Below are 18017 nucleotides of genomic sequence, written 5' to 3' on the forward strand. Positions count from 1 at the left end.
TTAGCACCCTTTGTAATAAGTGAAACTGTAAGACCTTCCCAGGGCTTATCGCGCCCGCCTGAAATTGTTGAAAAAGGTTTTAGAGCTGTTGCGTATCGCATTAAAGTACTGGAGAAGACCGGACGGTTTGAAAAGAACGACCGGTAAACTACAGTACCCGTTAAACTATATAGGCAGCTTTCCCGGTATATACCTGCGAGGCTTTTAGGCTTCTGATTTTTTGAATCAGCCGTTTGTAGTGGTCCTGCTGTCTTTAAATTTTTTCAGCGATGCTTTTACTTCTTCCAGGCTGACACTTGGAAAAGAGAGAAAACACTCCGTGGCTGGACGAACCGACCGATCCATATGCAGATATATAAGTTCATCGGCTATTCCCTGCAGAAGCCTGGCAGCTTTGGTTGATATAAAAGGCACTGCCGCAATGAGCTTGCGCGGCTTTTGTTTCAGTATATTGTTCAGGCATGCTGCCAGCGTATCGCCAGACTGTACCCAGTCATCTACTACAATCACAGTTTTATTTTGAAACGATGCCGGCTGGCCGTCACCGTAAAAATATTTACTCTCCAGTGCCAACGCATACCGGATCATATTTACCTGGTGGCATATATAGTCTTGCGGTATATCCTGATATTCCTGATGAGTGATCACGTCATTCCCGCATACAGAACCTAAACTCCTGGTGTTATCAGCAGGGTGTTTAATCTTTCTGCAGGGAATCACTTCCAGGGGTAAATCCAGTTCTTCCGCCACAGCAGCAGCCACCAGCACACCACCACGGGTAACTCCGGTTATTACGGTATACGCATCTGCATAGTCGCGCAGTTTCCGGCTAAGCAGTTTACCTGCGCGGGCACGGTCCTGTATCGTTTCGGTTGAATGCATATTATTATTTTCTTCGAAGGTCGCTTTTCTGTTTCTGCAAGAGCATGATCATTGTCATATACTATACTGCTATTGATCATACACCAGGGCCACAGGCGAAAGTATCTTCACACATTGCTTATGGAGATCAAGTCAGAAATTAAATTCCTTCGCGGCCCGCAATCACGCTGGGAAGAATTCAGATTTACCGTGAAGGTATTGCTGGAATTTGTGAAAGGATTCAGGGCGCTGCATTTTGTCGGCCCCTGCGTTACATTCTTTGGATCAGCACGCTTTCATGAAGACCATGAGTATTATATCCTGACGCGTAATGCTGCAGCGGCTATAGCCCGGCTCGGCTTTACTATTATGACGGGTGGCGGTGGCGGATTGATGGAAGCTGCAAATCGCGGAGCACGCGAAGCAGGAGGCCGCTCGGTAGGATGCAATATAGTTTTACCCATGGAACAGAAGCCAAACCGATACCTCGATAAGTGGGTAAATATCCGATACTTCTTTGTGCGGAAAACGCTTCTTATAAAATACTCCTTCGCGTTCATTGTTGTGCCGGGAGGTTTCGGAACGCTCGATGAATTTTTCGAAGCACTCACATTAACACAAACCAGAAAGATCCAGCAGTTTCCCATTATCATATTCGATAAAGTCTTTCATCGCGAATTGCTGGAGCATATTGAGTGGATGAAACGCAAACAGACTATATCTCCGGAAGACCTTGATCTGATACTGGTAACAAATTCTATTGACGAGGCTGTTCAGTTTATTAAAGAGAGGAGTATTGCAAAGTATGGCTTGGTAACGGGTAAGAAACCATCTCCGCTACGTTGGCTCTTCGAAAAAGAGTAGTGATTTACAACATCTGAAATAAACCCTGTATGAATACCGAAAGAAGATATATACTGCTAACGATCTTCCTGATCGTTTTACTTATTTCCCTGGCTATAAAAGTCTGGGATTGGTGGTAAGTGAACGCTGCAATTATACTCGCGGTGAAAGCTGGTCGAATGTTATCTGAAATTCACTTCCCTGGCCGCGCGCACTTTTCACCAATACCGAACCCTGCAACATATTCAGGTATAGCTTCATGATGTGAAGCCCGAGACCCGTGCCCTGAATGTTGGCAGCATTCGATGCGCGAAAGAAACGTTCAAACAAATATACTTGGTCTTCTGCGGGTATACCTATACCGGCATCTTTTACCGACAGGTATATATGATTGTGTACGCTGGTAGTGATACACACATCCGTATGCTCCGGAGAATACTTCGTGGCATTTCCCACCAGGGTACGTACAATGATTTCAAGTATAAGAGCATCGAAGTATATATGCGACTCCCCGCTATGCTGGTATAAAATTCTTTGTCCGGGTTTTAAGAAGTCGCTGAGCTTTACACAGATCATTTCCATGAACTGTTTTATATCCATGTGTTCGGCATTCAATTTTACTTTGCCTTCTTCAATGCGGGTAATCGAGAGAAACTCGTCCAGCATGGATGTTAACGTGTTCACGGAATTCAGTATGCGGGAAATATGCTTTGATATTTTTTCCTTGTGTTCTCCGCTGATATAGTTCTCCAATAAGTAGGCGGATGATTGAATGGTCGTGAGCGGTGTTCTGAATTCGTGCGATGCCAGCGTTACAAAATCCGATTTCAGCTTGTTAAGCTCTCCCGTGGAGTTTCCTCCAGTGCTCTTCCGTTCTTTCTTTAAGGTTCTCATATAGCTATGTAATCACCCCTGCTGTTATCGGTGCGATATACTTACCTTCAAAAGTAACGCGCGGCTTCGTGGGCTATCGTGATAGTCATCACAGATTCGGGAGACTATAATCGCCCGGTATATTTAACGAAGCAACTTCTCCAGCTTGGGCTTATTGATAATTTTGAGTCCATCGCCAGAGATCTCGATCAGGCCTTCATCTTTAAAATCAGCCAATGTACGATTCAGTGATTCTGTAGCAGTGCCCACAATGTTGGATATATCTTTACGGGCAATGGTGATGAGAGGATGTTTATCATCCTGGAAACGTTCGTGTATCTTGAGCAAGGCACTGGCCACACGCTGGCGAACGGATTGGTAGGCTATATCCAGCAACCTGTTTTCCATTTCTTCCAGATTGTTGGAAAGCATTTTGATAAACTTTCGCGCTACATCTTTACTCGAATATACCAGCGACAGAAAGTCTGCCTTCGGTATAACCGATATGCGAACATCTTCTAATATTTCGGCATTTTCGTTATAGGGCTTGTCTTCCAGCAAAGGTACATATCCCAGAAACTCACCTTCCTTGTGTATACCCGTAATCAACTCTTTGCCATCATAATTGATCTTATAGGTTTTTACTTGTCCTTTCTCTATAAAGTATAAATCATTGGGCATTTGTCCTTCCATAAAGAGGAGATCTTTTTTCCGCAGGTTCTTCACCGGGCGATTCTCCGATAGCTTCTGAAAGTCTTTAATCTCACGGGCTTTGTTGAAAAAAGTACTTACGTCACCGGGAGTGTTGCTATAGTTCAATTTGAGCCACTCATTTTTCTTCAGGCGCATTTCAATCACCTTCAGGAGATCAATACTGTCAAAAGGCTTCGTGATATAATCGTCTGCACCAAGATTCATCCCCGAGCGAAAATCAGTTTTGTCTGCCTTGGCCGTAAGAAAGATGAAGGGAATGTTATGGGTATCCGGATCATTGTTCAGTATATGAATAACGCCATAACCATCCAGTTCGGGCATCATAATATCGCAGAGAATAAGATCAGGGTGAATTTTCTGAGCGAGCTCAACACCGGCTTTTCCATTGCAGGCATGCGTAACGTTATAATGTGCCAACTGCAGAATGCTGGAAATGTTATCGGCCATTTCGGGGTTATCTTCAATCAGTAAAATAGTATAGCTCATCGCGGGTGGGTTAAAATTATACATGGAGCACGCAGCATTGACGATGCAACGCAGAACTAAAGTATTACGGTATATGATTTTTGTGAATGACCCTGATCAAAGCGAAGTATGACTTATATCAGATTGCCAGGGTTTGTATGCGGGAATACAAAACTGACAAGAATCATCTTTCTGCCAAGCACACGTCATGCAGGTATAGAGATTACGGGTATACATTTCATAAAAAAATTACCAGAGATATGAAACGAATATTAGTACCCTGTGATTTTTCGAAACTTTCGATGGAGGCTTTCAGAATGGCGAACGACCTTGCCTCTATCACAAACGGAGAAATTGTTGTACTGTATGCTATATACATTCCGACACTGTATGATCCTGCACTGATGGGCGAGACCATGGCTTACAATGCTCAACTGATTACCGACCTGGAAGACGAAAGCAAAAAGAATTTTGCAAAAATGAAAAAGGAATACGGCAATGATTCGGTAAAGGCCTCGCTGGAAATTCTGACAGGAGGTGTTATAGAATCCATTCACAGTATTATTGAATCCAGGAAGATAGATCTCGTTATGATGGGTACTTCGGGCGCCTCCGGCCTGGAAGAATTTTTTATAGGATCAAACACCGAAAAGGTTGTGCGCAACGCATCGGTTCCGGTACTGGCCATTCGTGCATTCCGTTCCGTAGAAACTATCCGGAATATACTCCTGCCATCCACATTGCAGCTGGATCAGACTGCGTTCATGAAAAAGCTTAAAGAGCTTCAATCATTCTTTCATGCAACCCTGCATGTGCTCCTGGTTAACACACCAATACACTTTATGCGCGATGCGGAAGCGAAAGAAGCTTTCCATGAATTTGCCAGACAATATGATCTGACCAACTGCGTATTCCATTTCAAAAATTACCGGTCAGAAGAAGAAGGCATTCTGGATTTTATGCAATCCGGAAAAGCAGACCTTGTAGCCATGGGTACCCATGCACGGAAAGGCCTGGCACATTTATTCAATGGCAGTATCACAGAAGATGTTGTCAATCACATTCAGTCTTCTTTGGTATGGACATATACACTTTGATGTATCGAGGTATACCTATAAATCGCTCTTTATAGTGAGCAAAACAAAATGCCGACCATGATCAGTCGGCATTTGCTTTATAGAAGGATGTAGCGCATCAGTGCGAAGTATACTTCACTTTTTTACCTGGTCCTTCGTAGATATTGTAGTCGATTTTTTTCTGCATCAGTATTAAAAAAGCTGTTGACAGTATAAGCGTTGCCGGAAATGCGGAGCCGAACCCCAGAGGTGCAATGGCCAGCAAAAACAAGATGGCACACACCATCGCAATCTTCATAAGTCTGCCTTTATATAGCAGGAACGCCCCGATCAATAGCTGGCACCCGGCTATACCATATATATAAAGTTGTGTATGCCGGCTGAACGGACCGAGAATGATAGTGCGATAAAAATCACTCACCGTAAGTTCTCCAAATACCAGGTAAAGCGAAGGGTTCTCCATCGCGGTAAAAGCATTGAAGGCTGCAGCACCAATAAATATACCACTCAAAAGTACACGACCCGCATTAGGCCAAAGCATAACCGTAATAGTTGTGAGAATCGCGATAATGTTGGTAACTATATATTGTACGGAAGTGTAATCGGTTTCCATAAAGTTGTTGTTTAGATGTTGTACGCACGGGATAAAAATTATGCGGCATTGTTACTATGCACATCTTTCCATCGTTCAAGCTGTCGCTTCAACGCATCTGCTGTTTGCAGGATGGCATCTTCGAAGGAGCTGCTCTGCTTTGAAGCAAACAGATCGTTGCCGGGAACAACCAGTTTTACGTCGCATATTTTGTTTTCCTTTTTATCAGAAGCATCAAGCTTCAGGCATACACGCCCTTCATGGATACGCTCGTTAAAGACCTGGAGTTTCTCAATGTGCTCCTTTACAAAATCTATCAGTGCTTTTTGTGCTTTGAAATCCGGAGTCTGAATAATCACTTTCATAAAATAATGTTTATGGGTTATATAGCTTGCAACTGGCAGGCTGTTTTCTATATCAAAGCTACCTATACAGACGTCATCCAATCATGATAAATGTCTGTATCAAAAATGATCTTAATCGCATAGTACTCCCATCCTTGTTCGGGTGAGTATTATCCTGGTATTGCATGACGTTCATCATTCTATACACCTGCGTGGCAGTCTATCTTGCATCAGAAATCAAACACTGTAAAGTCATGGTAAAACTGAAAGTAAAAGGTGACTGGAATGTCATCAAAGGCAAACTCAAACAACGCTACGGAAACCTGACCGATGACGATCTTCTTTTTATAAAGGGAAAGGAAGAAGAATTGATCGGAAGAATACAGCAAAAGATCGGTAAGACCAAGCAAGAGATACGCGACTTGTTGTCGCGCATATAAACACCATAGCTATGACTTCCAGGAGAGTAAAGATATACCACCGCCAGTCACCGATAATGCCCGGTTTACATAGCGAGACCAGGCAACAGGTGGGCGCAGCGGTAATCACTGCCATCATTGTTGCAGCGGTAATCACGGCACTGGTGATTGGTGGCGCAGTATGGATAGAGCTTCTTACAAGTAATTGATAATGTTATGCGATCCTTTCTCATGGTTGCACTACTTTCCGGGTTCCTTTTAGTGCATGCTGCCGGGTATGCCCAGGAGAATATAGATGCATTAAAACATATACATCATTTCTCACTGGGGGTTTCCGGAGGGGAGTTCGCAGACAATTCGTGGGCAGGAGTGGAGATCAGTTCTCCGGGTATATTTCATAACCGGGTCTGCTTTCGGTTAAAAGGTAATATGCACTGGCTGGAGCAATATAAAGCACGGTATAATCACTGGGCCAGGTTTTCTACGCTGGCTGCTTCTGTAGTAGTTTATACCAATATCAATGAACGCGCTCGGTGGTTCTTTGACGTTGGTCCTTTTTTCATTGTGCCACAGGATAAGATATCAGATCGAAAATATACTTGTGGTATAAGTGGCACCGGTGGTGTAGAAGTATTTGTGCTGCACTCCGAGCAAGGAAATCTCAGTTATCATTTTGGTATAGGGGCTGGCTATGCAAAAGGCTATGCCGATAAACTGGAAGACAAACCTTGCTATAGCAATGGTCTTATATTTTCGAATGGTTTTCGATTTTACTTTTAAGGCTCATCTTGTCGCCTTCATATTCAGCTTATATCGTATATGGAACAACTATTCCTATATATCATTCCGCGAAGCGAGCCTAAAGGCTGCTGTAAAATAACCGAAGCGTATCTTAATGCGGGCGATGCTTTTTGGTGACTTTACGCTTGTTGATCTCACTTTGAACAGAGGTGGGTATCTCGCGGCAACCACATACTTCAGCATGTTCTATATGCCAGGCAATGCGCTGATCCAGCGTAGCGTTTACCGGCATCTTGTGCCTGGCGTGCCATTCTCTATTAATCGGCATATATATTACTTTGTGTTTTCAGTTCCGAGAATCATCGAAAGTGTTTTCCATTTAGGATTGCGATCGGCAATAAGCTTGGCTATGCCTGCAAAAGGTACAAAGAGTATCATGCCTGCCATGCCCCAAACAATGCCACCGGTAAATATAGCGAGGAGCATAACCAGCGTATTTACATTTAACCGGCTGCTTACGGCCACCGGAAAAATCACATTTGCTTCCAGGTATTGTACAAATGTAAATATAGCAATGATACCCACCGGATACCAGATCGAATCGTAGGTGATCCACGCCATGGTGATGGGCAGGAGTGATCCTACCATAATGCCGATATAAGGAACAAAAGTGAGGACAGAGGCAATGAATCCAAAAAGTATAGCATGCGGCACGCCCAGCAGCAGCAGTCCGATGCTATTCAAAGTACCAACCACTATATATACCATTGCCATACCTTTAATGAAATTATAGTATGTTTGAATGGTAAGCGTCAGCATCTCGCGTACGCTTTTACTTTTTTCACCGGGGAATATACGGATGAGAATGTTTACCCAATACTTGCGATAATAAAGAATCAATACTGTATATACCGGAACCAGAAAAAGCATTACAACAGAAAATGCAGATGCCGAAACAGTGTTCCTGATAATTGATAGTATATTACCGCCCGACTGATCCGAAATTTTCGCAATAAAATTATGCTGCTGGTCCTCACTTATACCGAACACATCTACCAGCATCTGGCTTAGATCGGTAACAGATTGCATGAGTTTACTTTGAATAGCAGGCCACTCGTGGAGAAACCGCATGAATTGCGACACCAGCAGAACAACCACCAGCAGCCCCAGTAATAGCAGAAGTACAATAGACACTACTATAGCGCCTATACGGCTAAGTCCTTTCTGCTCCAGCCAGGCACATACCGGGTATAGCACAAAGCTTATTAACAGCGCAAAACTTATTGGTATAAAAATCGTTCTTCCGAAATACAGGATCGCTGCTCCGTATACAATATACTGAAGTGTTTTCAACGGACTTGCAGCCGTGGCCGGAAGATGTTTTCGTATTGGTATGCTATAGCGCATCGGGTGGTAATAGTAATAAGTACAGGGAGTGATCTATATGGTTTCCAGTTTTTTCTGTGTGGATTCTGCCAGCGCTATATTTTGTATGCCGCGAATCAGCGCATCCGGATTGAACGAAATAGAGTCAATGCCACAAGACACCAGGAACCGGGCAAAGTCGGGATAATCGCTGGGAGCCTGCCCGCACAATCCAACCTTTACACCTTTTTGATGCGCTACTGTTATCAGTCTTTTGATAAGCAGCTTAACGGCTTCGTCATTTTCATCAAACAAATGATTGACTATAGCAGAATCTCTGTCCAATCCGAGTGTAAGTTGAGTCAGGTCGTTTGAGCCGATCGAAAAGCCATCAAAGAGTTGAGCAAATTTTTCGGCCAGTAAAATGTTGCTGGGAATTTCGGCCATCATATATACTTCCAGGTTATTCTCATTTCGCACCAGTCCTGATTTTTTCATTTCGGCCAGCACCTTCGTGGCTTCATCTACCGTGCGGCAGAAGGGGATCATTACTTTTACATTTTCAAGTAACATCTCTTCGCGCACTTTCTGTATAGCCTGGCATTCGAGGGCAAAGCCTTCACGATAGCGGCTGTTGTAATACCGACTCGCTCCGCGAAAGCCCAGCATGGGGTTTTCTTCTTCCGGCTCAAATGTATTGCCGCCCAGTAATTTCGCATACTCATTCGTTTTGAAATCGCTCATGCGAACAATAACATCACGAGGATAAAATGCAGCTGCAACGAGACCTATAGATTCAGCAAGTTTGTCAACGAAAAACTGTTCTTTATCAACATAATGTCTTGTCAGCGCAGCGATCTGTCTTTTCTCAGCGCTGTCTGGCAATTCATAATATTTCACCAACGCCATCGGGTGTACCTGCAGGGTGTTGCTGATCATAAACTCCATGCGGAGTAATCCTACACCCTGGTTGGGATAGGTTGCATATAACAATGCCTTCAGCGGATCGGCCAGTATAAGCATCGGGTTCGTGCGCGTATGCTCCATTGCGTTCAATGCAATTTCTTTTTCTTCCCACTGTAACTTGCCATGAAAGACTTGTCCTTCGTCTCCGCTGGCACACGACACTGTGATCACTTGTCCGTCAACCAGTTTTTGGGTTGCTGCTATCGTACCGACTACTGCCGGTATACCAAGTTCACGCGCTATAATAGAAGCATGACTCGTACGTCCGCCTTTATTGGTAACAATGCATACCGCCTTGCGAAGCAAAGCATTCCAGTCCGGGTTGGTAATATCAGCAACAATGATATCGCCTGTCTGTACTTTCGAAGCATCCGCCAGCGAACGCACAATGCTCACTTTACCACTCACAATGGCACGCCCTATAGCTTTGCCCGTTAGCAGGGGAGTATCTTTTGATGCCAGGGTATATTCTTTTAAGGTAACGTTCTTATGATGCCCATGAATGGTTTCCGGTCGTGCTTGCACTATATATAGCTTGCCGCTCACACCATCGCGAGCCCACTCAATGTCCATCGGCATATTATAGTGTTTCTCTATTTCAAGTGACCATTCTCCCAGCGTAATAATTTCATCATCCGATAATATATACTGATCGCGCAAAGCAGCAGGTGTTTCCTGCCATGCAGTATTCTGGTCGTTAACCTTCGCGTAAACCAGCATCTGTTCTTTACTGCCCAACGCGCGGTATACAATAGGAGAGTGCTGTTTGCTGAGTGCTGGTTTAAATATATAGAACTCATCTGTGTTAACGGCACCTTGCACTACACTTTCACCCAACCCCCAGGCACCCGTCAGGTATATAAGATTGTTATTACCGGTTTCAGGTTCAATAGTAAAAATAACGCCAGCACTTCCTTTGTCAGATCTCACCATTAACTGAACACCTACCGATTGACGTACCTGCATATCGGCAAAGCCATGATCAATTCTATATTTGATAGCGCGGTCATTATATAGCGAGGCATAGCATTTCCGCACAGCATCCAGCACGTTGTCGGCTCCGGTTACATTCAGATAGGATTCATGCTGCCCGGCAAAACTTGCATCTGGCGAATCCTCTGCCGTAGCACTGCTGCGTACCGCTACGGAATGGATCAATCCATGCGTCATCAATTCGCCATGTGCTTCGCGTATAGCATTCTCAACCTCTTGCGGAAATATACCCTGAAGGATCAGATGCCTGCATTGAGCACCCGTATCAGCCAGGTTATGCAACGACTGCCGGTCAAGAAGGGCCAGTATACGTTGTATCTCCGGCAACAGGTTATTGAAAGAAAGAAATTGGTTGAATGCTTCTGTAGTAACAGCAAAGCCATCCGGTATAGCTATACCAATAGGAGAAAGCGTGCGGATCATTTCCCCGAGCGATGCATTCTTGCCTCCAACTTTAGGAAGGTCTTGCAGTGATAGCTGATCGAAAGGTATAATGAATGTGTTCATAGTTTTTCGTTATAAAGAAGGTAAACAAACCTACCACCACAATCCGTATCCACCGATGATGCACATCACAGCATCGGCTGATTAAAGTCAGTGATTCTACAAGCGGATGATAAAAATCACGTTGCGCTAAAGACTATAATCATGTTTTTACTATAACAGGTATAGTTTCTTTACAAGAAAAAACTTTATGATCTCCGTAACATCTGTAACCGACAAATATATACTGCAACCAACCTTATTAGCCAAGCACAAGAAAACGCTGGAGTGGCTCTCTGTTGCCTTGCTGTGGAAAAGAGAATTGACGTTCTTCCAAAAACTGCTGGATATGTATGCGCCCCGGTTTTCCAGCGTAGAAGATAAAATGATGATCGATCGTTTTCAAAGTATATTTATATACTATAACGGAGAGCTGATCGATACCCTCGCACACCGGTTACGTAACCATGAAAAAATATTGGCTGAAGCACTACAGGAGCGAGACGAAACGAAGACGACTTATTTTAAAGAACACGACCAGCTTATGAGTGAGCTTGAATCGGTACGCGAACAGTTTATTCAATACAAAGAAGAATTTTTTGGTTTTATTGAACGGGTACTATAACCTTCACCTATATGGCAAAGACAGCATCAAAAAAGCCGGCAAAGAAAAGAGGCCCGAGCGATTGGCATCACAAAAACAAAAGTGAGAAATACGAACAGCAGTATAAGCGAAAAACAAAACCTTACGGGTGGGGCAATGGCCCGGGTAAATAATTTTATTCGGGCGATCCTGGTATATAATCAGTGTCATTAACGGGTTTGTCCTTTGTAACACGCAGATCCATTTCCGTAGAGTATATTTTATCCGACAGTTTGTGTGTTAAATGGTCGAGCCTGTCCGTGGCAACTTTAAGATAATCCAGGGGCTGCTTTAGTTTGTCGGGCATATCCGGAAATGTATGGATGAGATTTGTTAACCCCATAATGCTGCACACCGGGCCGCGCACATCGTGCGCCACAATGTGCGCAATTTCTTCCAGCACATGTATATACCCATCTTTTTGCTGCTCTGCCTTTTTACGATCGGTGATCAATGTTCGCAATGACAAGTAGCTGGTAATGGTTCGCTCTTCATTAAATATAGGAATGATCACCGTATCCACCCAGTATAACGTTCCGTCCTTGGCTCGATTCATTATTTCACCGTTCCATCTTTTGCCCGAAGCGATCGTCTTCCATAGCACCGAGAAGAAATCTTTTGGATGATGGCCTGATCGTACAATTCTGTGATTCTGCCCTATAAGTTCCCGCTCGCTATATTTGGATATTCGCTGAAAGTTTTCGTTGGCGTAAATGATAACTCCTTGTGTATCGGTTATAGAAGAAATGATATTGACATCGATCGCCTTGCGGTAAGCTTTCAGTTGATTGAGCAAATGCCATTTCGTGGCCGATCGTCTGATCTCGGTGATATACCCTTCTATAGCGATCAACTGATCGTCATCGTTAAAGACTCCTACAAACCAATCCTCTACATGTTTTCTCTCGCCTTTCGCATCCACAATCTGTAAATGTATCTTTTCAAGATTACGCGATCGCTTTGCTGTGTCAACTTTATACCTCATGGTCTGCTGATCTTCTGCCACCAGAAATCGCCGATAGTAATCTGTTGGTTTGAACAGTAAATCTTCGGGTTGTATGCCCAGCAATACAAATACGGCTTTGCTCACATAACTGACCGTAGGTATAGGAAGCAGGTTTATCCGGTAGGTTACACCGGGCAATGCATTTGCAAGATTCACAGGAGGCTCTGCCTTTTCAGGCAGCATTCGCTCATTCATATTCATGTCTATGGGTCGTTGGGTGCAGCACAGGCAAAGCTCATAGTTAGCTATAAGGTTTTAACTGAAATATGATTTTTGACAGCTTTTTGAAAGTTTAGTTTGTTATTGATTCAATTCAATCATCTTCCTCAAAACAGTTTCAGAAACAATGCCCGAGTGTTGCCACACCATTTTCGCGTTTTTGAAAAGCATGCATGTTGGAATATCGTATACCTGGAAGAAGGCAGCACCTTCGTGATCCTTTTCAATGTTTATCGGTATAATAACCGTGTCTCCATACTCACGCAGGTTATCTATAACCGAGGCCATCATATGACAGGGTATACACCACTCCGTATACAGGTATACCATGGAGAGACCTTGCAGGGGTATACCCGGATATATAGCCTGGGTACTGGTTATGAATTCCATGAGACGACCTGTTCTGAACTTTTATGCGTTAATAAATTTCCGGAGCGTTTGATAAACTCCTGGATGGAATTCTGGAACCTCACCAGGTCACCGCTGGTAAGCTGGTAGGATGAAGTATATTTGATTGAATTCTTCTGATCTTCCTGCAACAAGTTATTGATCCAAAGCTCGGTTACAGCATCGGGCATGGCACGCAGCGCTGCACTGAGTTCCAGGGTGATCTTGTCGCGCTGGCCTTCACGACCGCCACATATAGTGATGAAAGAGTAGTGTTTTATTTTCGTTCTTTCATTGATCAGGAACGTTTTGAGCGGAGTCGCTATTTTACCAGCCCATATAGGTGCTATAAAAATAAACCGGTCATACGCTGTCAGCGAAACCGGTGAATACTTTATCGCTGGCCTCCGGCTAAAGAGTATATCAAGGAAAATGGAGAAACCATTTCTCTTCTTAAGGTCTTCAATCTTCAGAATGTCGCAGCCAAGTTGTTTTTGTAATTCCTGCGCAAGCACTTCGTTGTTATGCGTAAAGGAATAGTATACCATGAGCGTTTTCATAATGCATGGGGTTTAGTCTTGTTTTTATGCTGCAATAAACCCTGAAAGCGTAAAACTATAAATGATCTTCGTCATGCATGCGCCATGATCTTCCCGGTCCGGGTATATAGTTGCATGACGATAATCATTCAGGAAACGAAACAAGAGTCATGACACGCTATACCGACAGATTCTACTTTGCATAAAAAAGCAAAATGAAAAATATTCTTGTGCCCTGCGACTTTTCTGATCCGGCTGAAGAAGCCTTCCGGTTCGCTATAGATATTGCCCGACAGAGTGAGGGTGAAGTACACGTGCTTCACGTTATCGACATAACTTTTCTGCAGGGCAATCCATCGCTTTCGTATAGCTATGCATTTAATCTTTCGTTCCTGAAAGAAATAGAAAAAGATGCGGAAGATAAATTTAACGCGATGCGCAACAGGCATGCTGCTAAAACGGTGGCGGTGAAATTCAAACATATTATCGGGTCGCTGATATCCGAAATAGAGAGTTACATAAAAACAAACGGCATAAACCTCGTAGTAATGGGTACGCAGGGCACCGGCCATGCAAAGTATGGATCAAATACAGCAAAGGTGGTGCGACATGTTCAGGTACCGGTAATTACGATACATACAGCGCCCGAAGCTGCTATACGCAATATTGTATACCCAGTTATACCCGAGCAGAAAGATGACGCGCTTGTAAGCCAGGTAAAGGAGTTGCAGAAATTCTTTCATGCCCGGCTGAACTTGCTATGGGTAAATACACCTTTTATACTGAAGCCTGATCCGGATGCACAAAGGGAACTTCAGGTATTTGCACAGGAATTCGGCCTGTACAATTACACCATCAATATACGATCAGACTATACTATCGAGGATGGAGTTGAACATTTCTCCAGGGAGATCGATGCCGATATGATTGCTATGGGAACGCACGCATGGAAAGGTATACTACACCTGGTGGTTGGCAGTATAACAGAAGATGTAGTTAACCACCAGCATGTACCGGTGTGGACGTGCTTCATGAAATAAACCTATATTTTCACAAAATGGATGACATCTATCATCCACAATATTGATCTGCATCAGACTATGCCAGGGTATTTGCCGTCATCTTTACGATATAAAGAAAATACAACGGTGTCAAATTTCCCGGGTACCAATATCGCATTCCTCAATGAAATAGGAGATATAGCGCGTTTCACAGCCCGCTTCTTCCGAGAGCTTTTCAAACCCCGCCAGGAGTTTGAAGAATTTCTGAGGCAGTGTTACTGGGTTGGCTATAAATCATTACCCCTGGTGGGAATCACCGCCTTTATTATGGGGCTTGTGCTTACTATACAATCAAGACCAACGTTGGTTGAGTTCGGTGCACAATCTTTACTTCCTGCTATGGTTTCGGTATCACTCGTGCGTGAGATATCGCCCGTGATTACAGCACTGATCTGCGCAGGCAAGATAGGGTCGGGGATGGGGGCAGAGCTTGGCTCGATGCGCGTAACCGAACAGATCGATGCAATGGATGTATCGGGTACAAATCCGTTTCGCTACCTGGTAGTTACACGGGTTATCGCCACTACGCTCATGATTCCTGTGCTCTCCAATATATCTAACGCAGTATCGCTATATGGCGGTTATCTGGGAGTAAATATTCGCGGGCAGGTAAGCTGGTATCTATACTGGACACAGGTATTCAATGCACTGAGCTTCGGAGATATACTGCCTTCTATTGTAAAGACATTCTTTTTTGGTTTTGCCATTGGCATTATAGGGTGCTATAAAGGATATAATTCACGCAAAGGTACGGAGGGCGTTGGCAGGTCAGCCAACTCTGCAGTGGTAGTGGCGTCTTTGCTGGTGTTTATTATCGATCTAGTAGCGGTTCAGATCTCAGACTTGTTAGGACTAACATGAGGTATATATATGATGCACACACCTGCTATCACCGTGAGTAACCTGTATAAATCGTTCGGAGATAATCATGTGCTCCGCAATTTCTCTATGCAACTGAAGCGTGGTGAGAACCTGGCTATATTGGGTAAATCCGGTTCCGGTAAATCTGTATTGATCAAATGTATCATCAATCTTATTACTGCTGATGCCGGTAGAATTTGTGTACTCGATAACTATATAGATGAGATGTCTCAGGACACGCTCGACCACTTGCGTGCACAGATTGGTTTTCTCTTTCAAAGCAATGCACTATACGATTCCATGACGGTGCGCGAAAATCTTGAGTTCCCGCTGCGCAGACATTGGAACAAGGCACAACGGGAGAAAGGTGCGGAGCAGGCAGTGATGGAAGCACTGAACGATGTAGGCCTGGCTCATACGGTTGACAAGATGCCGGCAGAACTTTCAGGAGGTATGCGAAAACGTATAGCACTCGCACGAACCTTGATCCTTCAGCCGCAGATCATATTGTATGATGAACCTACTACCGGACTCGACCCGATCACTGCACGTGAGATCAGCCAGCTTATTGTAAAGGTTCAGAAAAAATACAATACATCTTCGGTTATCATCTCGCATGATATGCACTGCATTAACATTACTTCCAATCGGGTAATCATGCTCATTGACGGAACATGCTATGCCGATGATACCTATACCAATCTTTGTAGCAACCAGGATAGTAAGATCAGGGAATTTTTTGATTGAATATGAAAACAAAACAACTCGATAATGCAAAAGTAGGTATGATGGTACTGGCAGGATTGATATTTCTGGTACTTACACTCTATATGATTGGCAAGAACCGAAACCTGCTGGGATCAACCTTTACTATAAAGGCCGTGCTTACCAATGTGAACGGGCTTGTGCCGGGTAATAATGTACGCTTCAAAGGTATAGATGTAGGCACAGTAAAATCCATCATCGTGGAGAACGATACTTCTATTATTGTTACTATGACGATCGATGAAGCCATGAAGCCCTATATAAAGAAAAATGCGATCGTCTCAATTGGAACAGACGGGCTGATGGGGAATAAGCTTATCAATATCAACTCGCAGAGTATCCGATCTTCTTCGGTAAATGCCGATGATATACTTCAATCGAGAAAACCGGTGGAGACAGATGAAATGCTCCGCACGTTGAACACCACGAACAATAATATTGAACGCATCACTCACAACCTGTACGAAATATCCGTAAAGCTTAACAGCAGTGAAAGTCTTTGGACACTGCTGTCGGATACTGTCATCACAAGAGACTTGAAGAAAGCGGTAATTGATTTCAGAACTGCCGGCAGCAACACAGCCACCATGACGGCAAGTGCCCGCGACCTGGTGATTCGACTGAAGCATGGCAATGGCCTTGCCAATACACTGTTTACCGATACCGCGCTCTCCAATCGCTTAACGTTGTCACTTGCACAGATTCAACAAGCCAGTCATGAGACGTCTGCCATGATGAAAGATCTCAAGCAAACAGTCAACCAGATGCAGCAGGGAGAAGGAACCGCCGGACTTCTGCTGAAAGATACTTTGCTGCGGCAAAGCTTGTTCAGAAGTGCCGTAAATATTGAGCAGGGAACAGAGCGGTTCAATCAGAATATGGAAGCACTTAAAACCAATTTTCTGTTCCGTAAATATTTCAGGAAACAGGAGAAGGAACAAAAGGAAGCGCTAAAACAAAAGACAAACTAAATCTGTATGATCATGAAAAAGATACTTTGCCCAACCGATTTTTCCGATGCAGCACATACCGCTATTGCGTATGCTGCGAAACTGGCACAGGCTATCAACGGAGACCTTACATTGCTTCACGTTGAATCGATGTACGATTTTACTCCAGCAGAGTTGATAGCCGGAAAACAAATCACCGTTGCGCCCATAGTAGATCAACTGGAAGCACAGTGTCGTGAGGTAACAAAAAGTTTCAGGATATCCTGCTATGCTATAGTGGAACCAACATTCAAACGACTGAGTGCCATTATACAGGAGAAATCAACACACTATGATCTCATCGTTATGGGAACAGATGGTGCCGATGATCTATACCAGTTCTTCAATGGAAGCAACGCATACAACGCTATGGTTGAATCGCGCATACCCATGCTTATTGTACCGAACGGGTATATATATAATGAATTAAAATCTATAGTGCTGGCGTTCGATTACCTGCGAAAAGGATATATGCCGGTAAATGTCATGGCACCGTTCATTCGTACGTTAAAGAGTTCATTAACAATATTGCAAGTGCAGGAAGAATCGTATAGTATAAAAGAAGAAGAGGAGCTGAAGGATACACAGGAAATTTTAAAGACGATCTATGGCAATAGCTTACCCTTTTCGTTCGATGCCATCCATGCGGCAGATATAGCACCGGCACTTAACAGTTACATGCTCCGTCATCAGGCAGATGCTTTAATTCTGTGTTCGGAGCATCGCGGTTTTATAGCCAGGCTATTTCATAAAAGCGTAATCAAAAATATAGCAGCCATCTGCCAATACCCGGTTATGATATTTCATACCGA

Annotated in this window: 23 protein-coding genes; 12 read left to right on the forward strand and 11 right to left on the reverse strand. The window is 43.8% G+C overall.

What is annotated here, in order from left to right; translation table 11 throughout:
* Positions 1–225: 225 nt before the first annotated feature.
* Positions 226–882 carry a phosphoribosyltransferase family protein gene (locus VIN08_RS06400; RefSeq protein ID WP_331961938.1) on the reverse strand — a complete coding sequence of 219 codons (657 nt, stop codon included), beginning with the start codon at positions 880–882 and terminating at the stop codon, positions 226–228.
* Positions 883–1002: 120 nt separating this feature from the next.
* On the opposite strand from VIN08_RS06400, the gene VIN08_RS06405 reads away from it, so the two are divergent.
* Entirely contained in the window at positions 1003–1725 is a 723-nt protein-coding gene (locus VIN08_RS06405) for a TIGR00730 family Rossman fold protein (protein ID WP_331961941.1), read from the forward strand.
* Positions 1726–1857: 132 nt separating this feature from the next.
* Here VIN08_RS06405 and VIN08_RS06410 read toward each other — a convergent pair whose 3' ends face one another.
* Positions 1858–2598: a HAMP domain-containing sensor histidine kinase gene (locus tag VIN08_RS06410; RefSeq protein ID WP_331961944.1), complete on the reverse strand. Its 741-nt coding sequence runs from the start codon at positions 2596–2598 to the stop codon at positions 1858–1860.
* A 123-nt stretch (positions 2599–2721) separates the two neighbouring features.
* Positions 2722–3777, reverse strand: a complete 1056-nt coding sequence (locus VIN08_RS06415) for a response regulator (protein ID WP_331961947.1) — start codon at positions 3775–3777, stop codon at positions 2722–2724.
* Between the two features lie 239 nt (positions 3778–4016).
* Between VIN08_RS06415 and VIN08_RS06420 the strand changes: the two genes are divergently transcribed.
* On the forward strand, positions 4017–4853 hold the full coding sequence (locus VIN08_RS06420) for a universal stress protein (protein WP_331961950.1): 837 nt from the start codon (positions 4017–4019) through the stop codon (positions 4851–4853).
* 97 nt (positions 4854–4950) lie between these two features.
* Here the strand turns inward: VIN08_RS06420 and VIN08_RS06425 are convergent, their stop codons facing one another.
* The gene (locus VIN08_RS06425; protein WP_331961953.1) at positions 4951–5445 is read right to left on the reverse strand and encodes a hypothetical protein; all 495 of its coding nucleotides are present in this window, start codon (positions 5443–5445) and stop codon (positions 4951–4953) included.
* Between the two features lie 38 nt (positions 5446–5483).
* Positions 5484–5789, reverse strand: coding sequence for an HPF/RaiA family ribosome-associated protein (locus VIN08_RS06430; RefSeq protein ID WP_331961956.1), 306 nt, complete (start codon positions 5787–5789; stop codon positions 5484–5486).
* Positions 5790–6022: 233 nt separating this feature from the next.
* Here VIN08_RS06430 and VIN08_RS06435 point away from each other — a divergent pair, with 233 nt between their 5' ends.
* From VIN08_RS06435 to VIN08_RS06445, 3 genes are read left to right on the forward strand one after another with little or no spacing between them, the layout of a single operon-like run.
* The gene (locus VIN08_RS06435; protein ID WP_331961959.1) at positions 6023–6208 is read left to right on the forward strand and encodes a CsbD family protein; all 186 of its coding nucleotides are present in this window, start codon (positions 6023–6025) and stop codon (positions 6206–6208) included.
* An 11-nt stretch (positions 6209–6219) separates the two neighbouring features.
* Positions 6220–6396 carry a hypothetical protein gene (locus VIN08_RS06440; protein ID WP_331961962.1) on the forward strand — a complete coding sequence of 59 codons (177 nt, stop codon included), beginning with the start codon at positions 6220–6222 and terminating at the stop codon, positions 6394–6396.
* Between the two features lie 7 nt (positions 6397–6403).
* Positions 6404–6967 (forward strand): hypothetical protein, encoded by a 564-nt coding sequence (locus tag VIN08_RS06445; RefSeq protein WP_331961965.1) that lies wholly within the window; start codon positions 6404–6406, stop codon positions 6965–6967.
* Positions 6968–7079: 112 nt separating this feature from the next.
* Here the strand turns inward: VIN08_RS06445 and VIN08_RS06450 are convergent, their stop codons facing one another.
* From VIN08_RS06450 to ppsA, 3 genes are read right to left on the reverse strand one after another with little or no spacing between them, the layout of a single operon-like run.
* Positions 7080–7256, reverse strand: a complete 177-nt coding sequence (locus VIN08_RS06450) for a hypothetical protein (RefSeq protein ID WP_331961968.1) — start codon at positions 7254–7256, stop codon at positions 7080–7082.
* 5 nt (positions 7257–7261) lie between these two features.
* Positions 7262–8335 carry an AI-2E family transporter gene (locus VIN08_RS06455; RefSeq protein ID WP_331961971.1) on the reverse strand — a complete coding sequence of 358 codons (1074 nt, stop codon included), beginning with the start codon at positions 8333–8335 and terminating at the stop codon, positions 7262–7264.
* A gap of 33 nt (positions 8336–8368) precedes the next feature.
* Positions 8369–10759 carry a phosphoenolpyruvate synthase gene (ppsA, locus tag VIN08_RS06460; RefSeq protein ID WP_331961974.1) on the reverse strand — a complete coding sequence of 797 codons (2391 nt, stop codon included), beginning with the start codon at positions 10757–10759 and terminating at the stop codon, positions 8369–8371.
* A gap of 187 nt (positions 10760–10946) precedes the next feature.
* Here ppsA and VIN08_RS06465 point away from each other — a divergent pair, with 187 nt between their 5' ends.
* Entirely contained in the window at positions 10947–11360 is a 414-nt protein-coding gene (locus VIN08_RS06465) for a hypothetical protein (protein WP_331961977.1), read from the forward strand.
* Positions 11361–11371: 11 nt separating this feature from the next.
* Positions 11372–11512, forward strand: a complete 141-nt coding sequence (locus tag VIN08_RS06470) for a hypothetical protein (protein WP_331961980.1) — start codon at positions 11372–11374, stop codon at positions 11510–11512.
* Positions 11513–11514: 2 nt separating this feature from the next.
* On the opposite strand, the gene VIN08_RS06475 is transcribed toward VIN08_RS06470, so the two are convergent.
* The 3 genes from VIN08_RS06475 to VIN08_RS06485 all read right to left on the reverse strand — a co-directional run bounded on the left by VIN08_RS06475 (position 11515) and on the right by VIN08_RS06485 (position 13550).
* Positions 11515–12585, reverse strand: a complete 1071-nt coding sequence (locus tag VIN08_RS06475) for a PAS domain-containing protein (protein ID WP_331961982.1) — start codon at positions 12583–12585, stop codon at positions 11515–11517.
* A gap of 99 nt (positions 12586–12684) precedes the next feature.
* The gene (locus VIN08_RS06480) at positions 12685–12993 is read right to left on the reverse strand and encodes a thioredoxin family protein (protein ID WP_331961985.1); all 309 of its coding nucleotides are present in this window, start codon (positions 12991–12993) and stop codon (positions 12685–12687) included.
* Positions 12981–13550: a hypothetical protein gene (locus VIN08_RS06485; RefSeq protein WP_331961988.1), complete on the reverse strand. Its 570-nt coding sequence runs from the start codon at positions 13548–13550 to the stop codon at positions 12981–12983. The genes VIN08_RS06480 and VIN08_RS06485 overlap by 13 nt, the downstream gene beginning before the upstream one ends.
* Positions 13551–13744: 194 nt before the next feature.
* Between VIN08_RS06485 and VIN08_RS06490 the strand changes: the two genes are divergently transcribed.
* The 5 genes from VIN08_RS06490 to VIN08_RS06510 form a co-directional block, all read left to right on the forward strand.
* Positions 13745–14569, forward strand: a complete 825-nt coding sequence (locus VIN08_RS06490; protein WP_331961991.1) for a universal stress protein — start codon at positions 13745–13747, stop codon at positions 14567–14569.
* A 60-nt stretch (positions 14570–14629) separates the two neighbouring features.
* Positions 14630–15451, forward strand: coding sequence for an ABC transporter permease (locus VIN08_RS06495; protein ID WP_331961994.1), 822 nt, complete (start codon positions 14630–14632; stop codon positions 15449–15451).
* Between the two features lie 9 nt (positions 15452–15460).
* Entirely contained in the window at positions 15461–16198 is a 738-nt protein-coding gene (locus VIN08_RS06500; protein ID WP_331961997.1) for an ABC transporter ATP-binding protein, read from the forward strand.
* A 2-nt stretch (positions 16199–16200) separates the two neighbouring features.
* The gene (locus VIN08_RS06505; RefSeq protein ID WP_331962000.1) at positions 16201–17187 is read left to right on the forward strand and encodes an MlaD family protein; all 987 of its coding nucleotides are present in this window, start codon (positions 16201–16203) and stop codon (positions 17185–17187) included.
* Positions 17188–17199: 12 nt separating this feature from the next.
* Positions 17200–18017: universal stress protein (locus VIN08_RS06510; protein WP_331962003.1), on the forward strand; the 818-nt coding region annotated here is incomplete at its 3' end.

The organism is Ohtaekwangia sp. (genome assembly GCF_036568665.1).
Taxonomy (GTDB): Bacteria; Bacteroidota; Bacteroidia; order Cytophagales; family Cyclobacteriaceae; genus Ohtaekwangia.

What these genes read in the sequence shown, in the direction of transcription:
- VIN08_RS06400 (WP_331961938.1), bottom strand. Translation starts at nt 882, where the DNA reads ATGCATTCAACCGAAACGATACAGGACCGTGCCCGCGCAGGTAAACTG.
- VIN08_RS06405 (WP_331961941.1), top strand. Translation starts at nt 1,003, where the DNA reads ATGGAGATCAAGTCAGAAATTAAATTCCTTCGCGGCCCGCAATCACGC.
- VIN08_RS06410 (WP_331961944.1), bottom strand. Translation starts at nt 2,598, where the DNA reads ATGAGAACCTTAAAGAAAGAACGGAAGAGCACTGGAGGAAACTCCACG.
- VIN08_RS06415 (WP_331961947.1), bottom strand. Translation starts at nt 3,777, where the DNA reads ATGAGCTATACTATTTTACTGATTGAAGATAACCCCGAAATGGCCGAT.
- VIN08_RS06420 (WP_331961950.1), top strand. Translation starts at nt 4,017, where the DNA reads ATGAAACGAATATTAGTACCCTGTGATTTTTCGAAACTTTCGATGGAG.
- VIN08_RS06425 (WP_331961953.1), bottom strand. Translation starts at nt 5,445, where the DNA reads ATGGAAACCGATTACACTTCCGTACAATATATAGTTACCAACATTATC.
- VIN08_RS06430 (WP_331961956.1), bottom strand. Translation starts at nt 5,789, where the DNA reads ATGAAAGTGATTATTCAGACTCCGGATTTCAAAGCACAAAAAGCACTG.
- VIN08_RS06435 (WP_331961959.1), top strand. Translation starts at nt 6,023, where the DNA reads ATGGTAAAACTGAAAGTAAAAGGTGACTGGAATGTCATCAAAGGCAAA.
- VIN08_RS06440 (WP_331961962.1), top strand. Translation starts at nt 6,220, where the DNA reads ATGACTTCCAGGAGAGTAAAGATATACCACCGCCAGTCACCGATAATG.
- VIN08_RS06445 (WP_331961965.1), top strand. Translation starts at nt 6,404, where the DNA reads ATGCGATCCTTTCTCATGGTTGCACTACTTTCCGGGTTCCTTTTAGTG.
- VIN08_RS06450 (WP_331961968.1), bottom strand. Translation starts at nt 7,256, where the DNA reads ATGCCGATTAATAGAGAATGGCACGCCAGGCACAAGATGCCGGTAAAC.
- VIN08_RS06455 (WP_331961971.1), bottom strand. Translation starts at nt 8,335, where the DNA reads ATGCGCTATAGCATACCAATACGAAAACATCTTCCGGCCACGGCTGCA.
- ppsA (WP_331961974.1), bottom strand. Translation starts at nt 10,759, where the DNA reads ATGAACACATTCATTATACCTTTCGATCAGCTATCACTGCAAGACCTT.
- VIN08_RS06465 (WP_331961977.1), top strand. Translation starts at nt 10,947, where the DNA reads ATGATCTCCGTAACATCTGTAACCGACAAATATATACTGCAACCAACC.
- VIN08_RS06470 (WP_331961980.1), top strand. Translation starts at nt 11,372, where the DNA reads ATGGCAAAGACAGCATCAAAAAAGCCGGCAAAGAAAAGAGGCCCGAGC.
- VIN08_RS06475 (WP_331961982.1), bottom strand. Translation starts at nt 12,585, where the DNA reads ATGAATATGAATGAGCGAATGCTGCCTGAAAAGGCAGAGCCTCCTGTG.
- VIN08_RS06480 (WP_331961985.1), bottom strand. Translation starts at nt 12,993, where the DNA reads ATGGAATTCATAACCAGTACCCAGGCTATATATCCGGGTATACCCCTG.
- VIN08_RS06485 (WP_331961988.1), bottom strand. Translation starts at nt 13,550, where the DNA reads ATGAAAACGCTCATGGTATACTATTCCTTTACGCATAACAACGAAGTG.
- VIN08_RS06490 (WP_331961991.1), top strand. Translation starts at nt 13,745, where the DNA reads ATGAAAAATATTCTTGTGCCCTGCGACTTTTCTGATCCGGCTGAAGAA.
- VIN08_RS06495 (WP_331961994.1), top strand. Translation starts at nt 14,630, where the DNA reads ATGCCAGGGTATTTGCCGTCATCTTTACGATATAAAGAAAATACAACG.
- VIN08_RS06500 (WP_331961997.1), top strand. Translation starts at nt 15,461, where the DNA reads ATGATGCACACACCTGCTATCACCGTGAGTAACCTGTATAAATCGTTC.
- VIN08_RS06505 (WP_331962000.1), top strand. Translation starts at nt 16,201, where the DNA reads ATGAAAACAAAACAACTCGATAATGCAAAAGTAGGTATGATGGTACTG.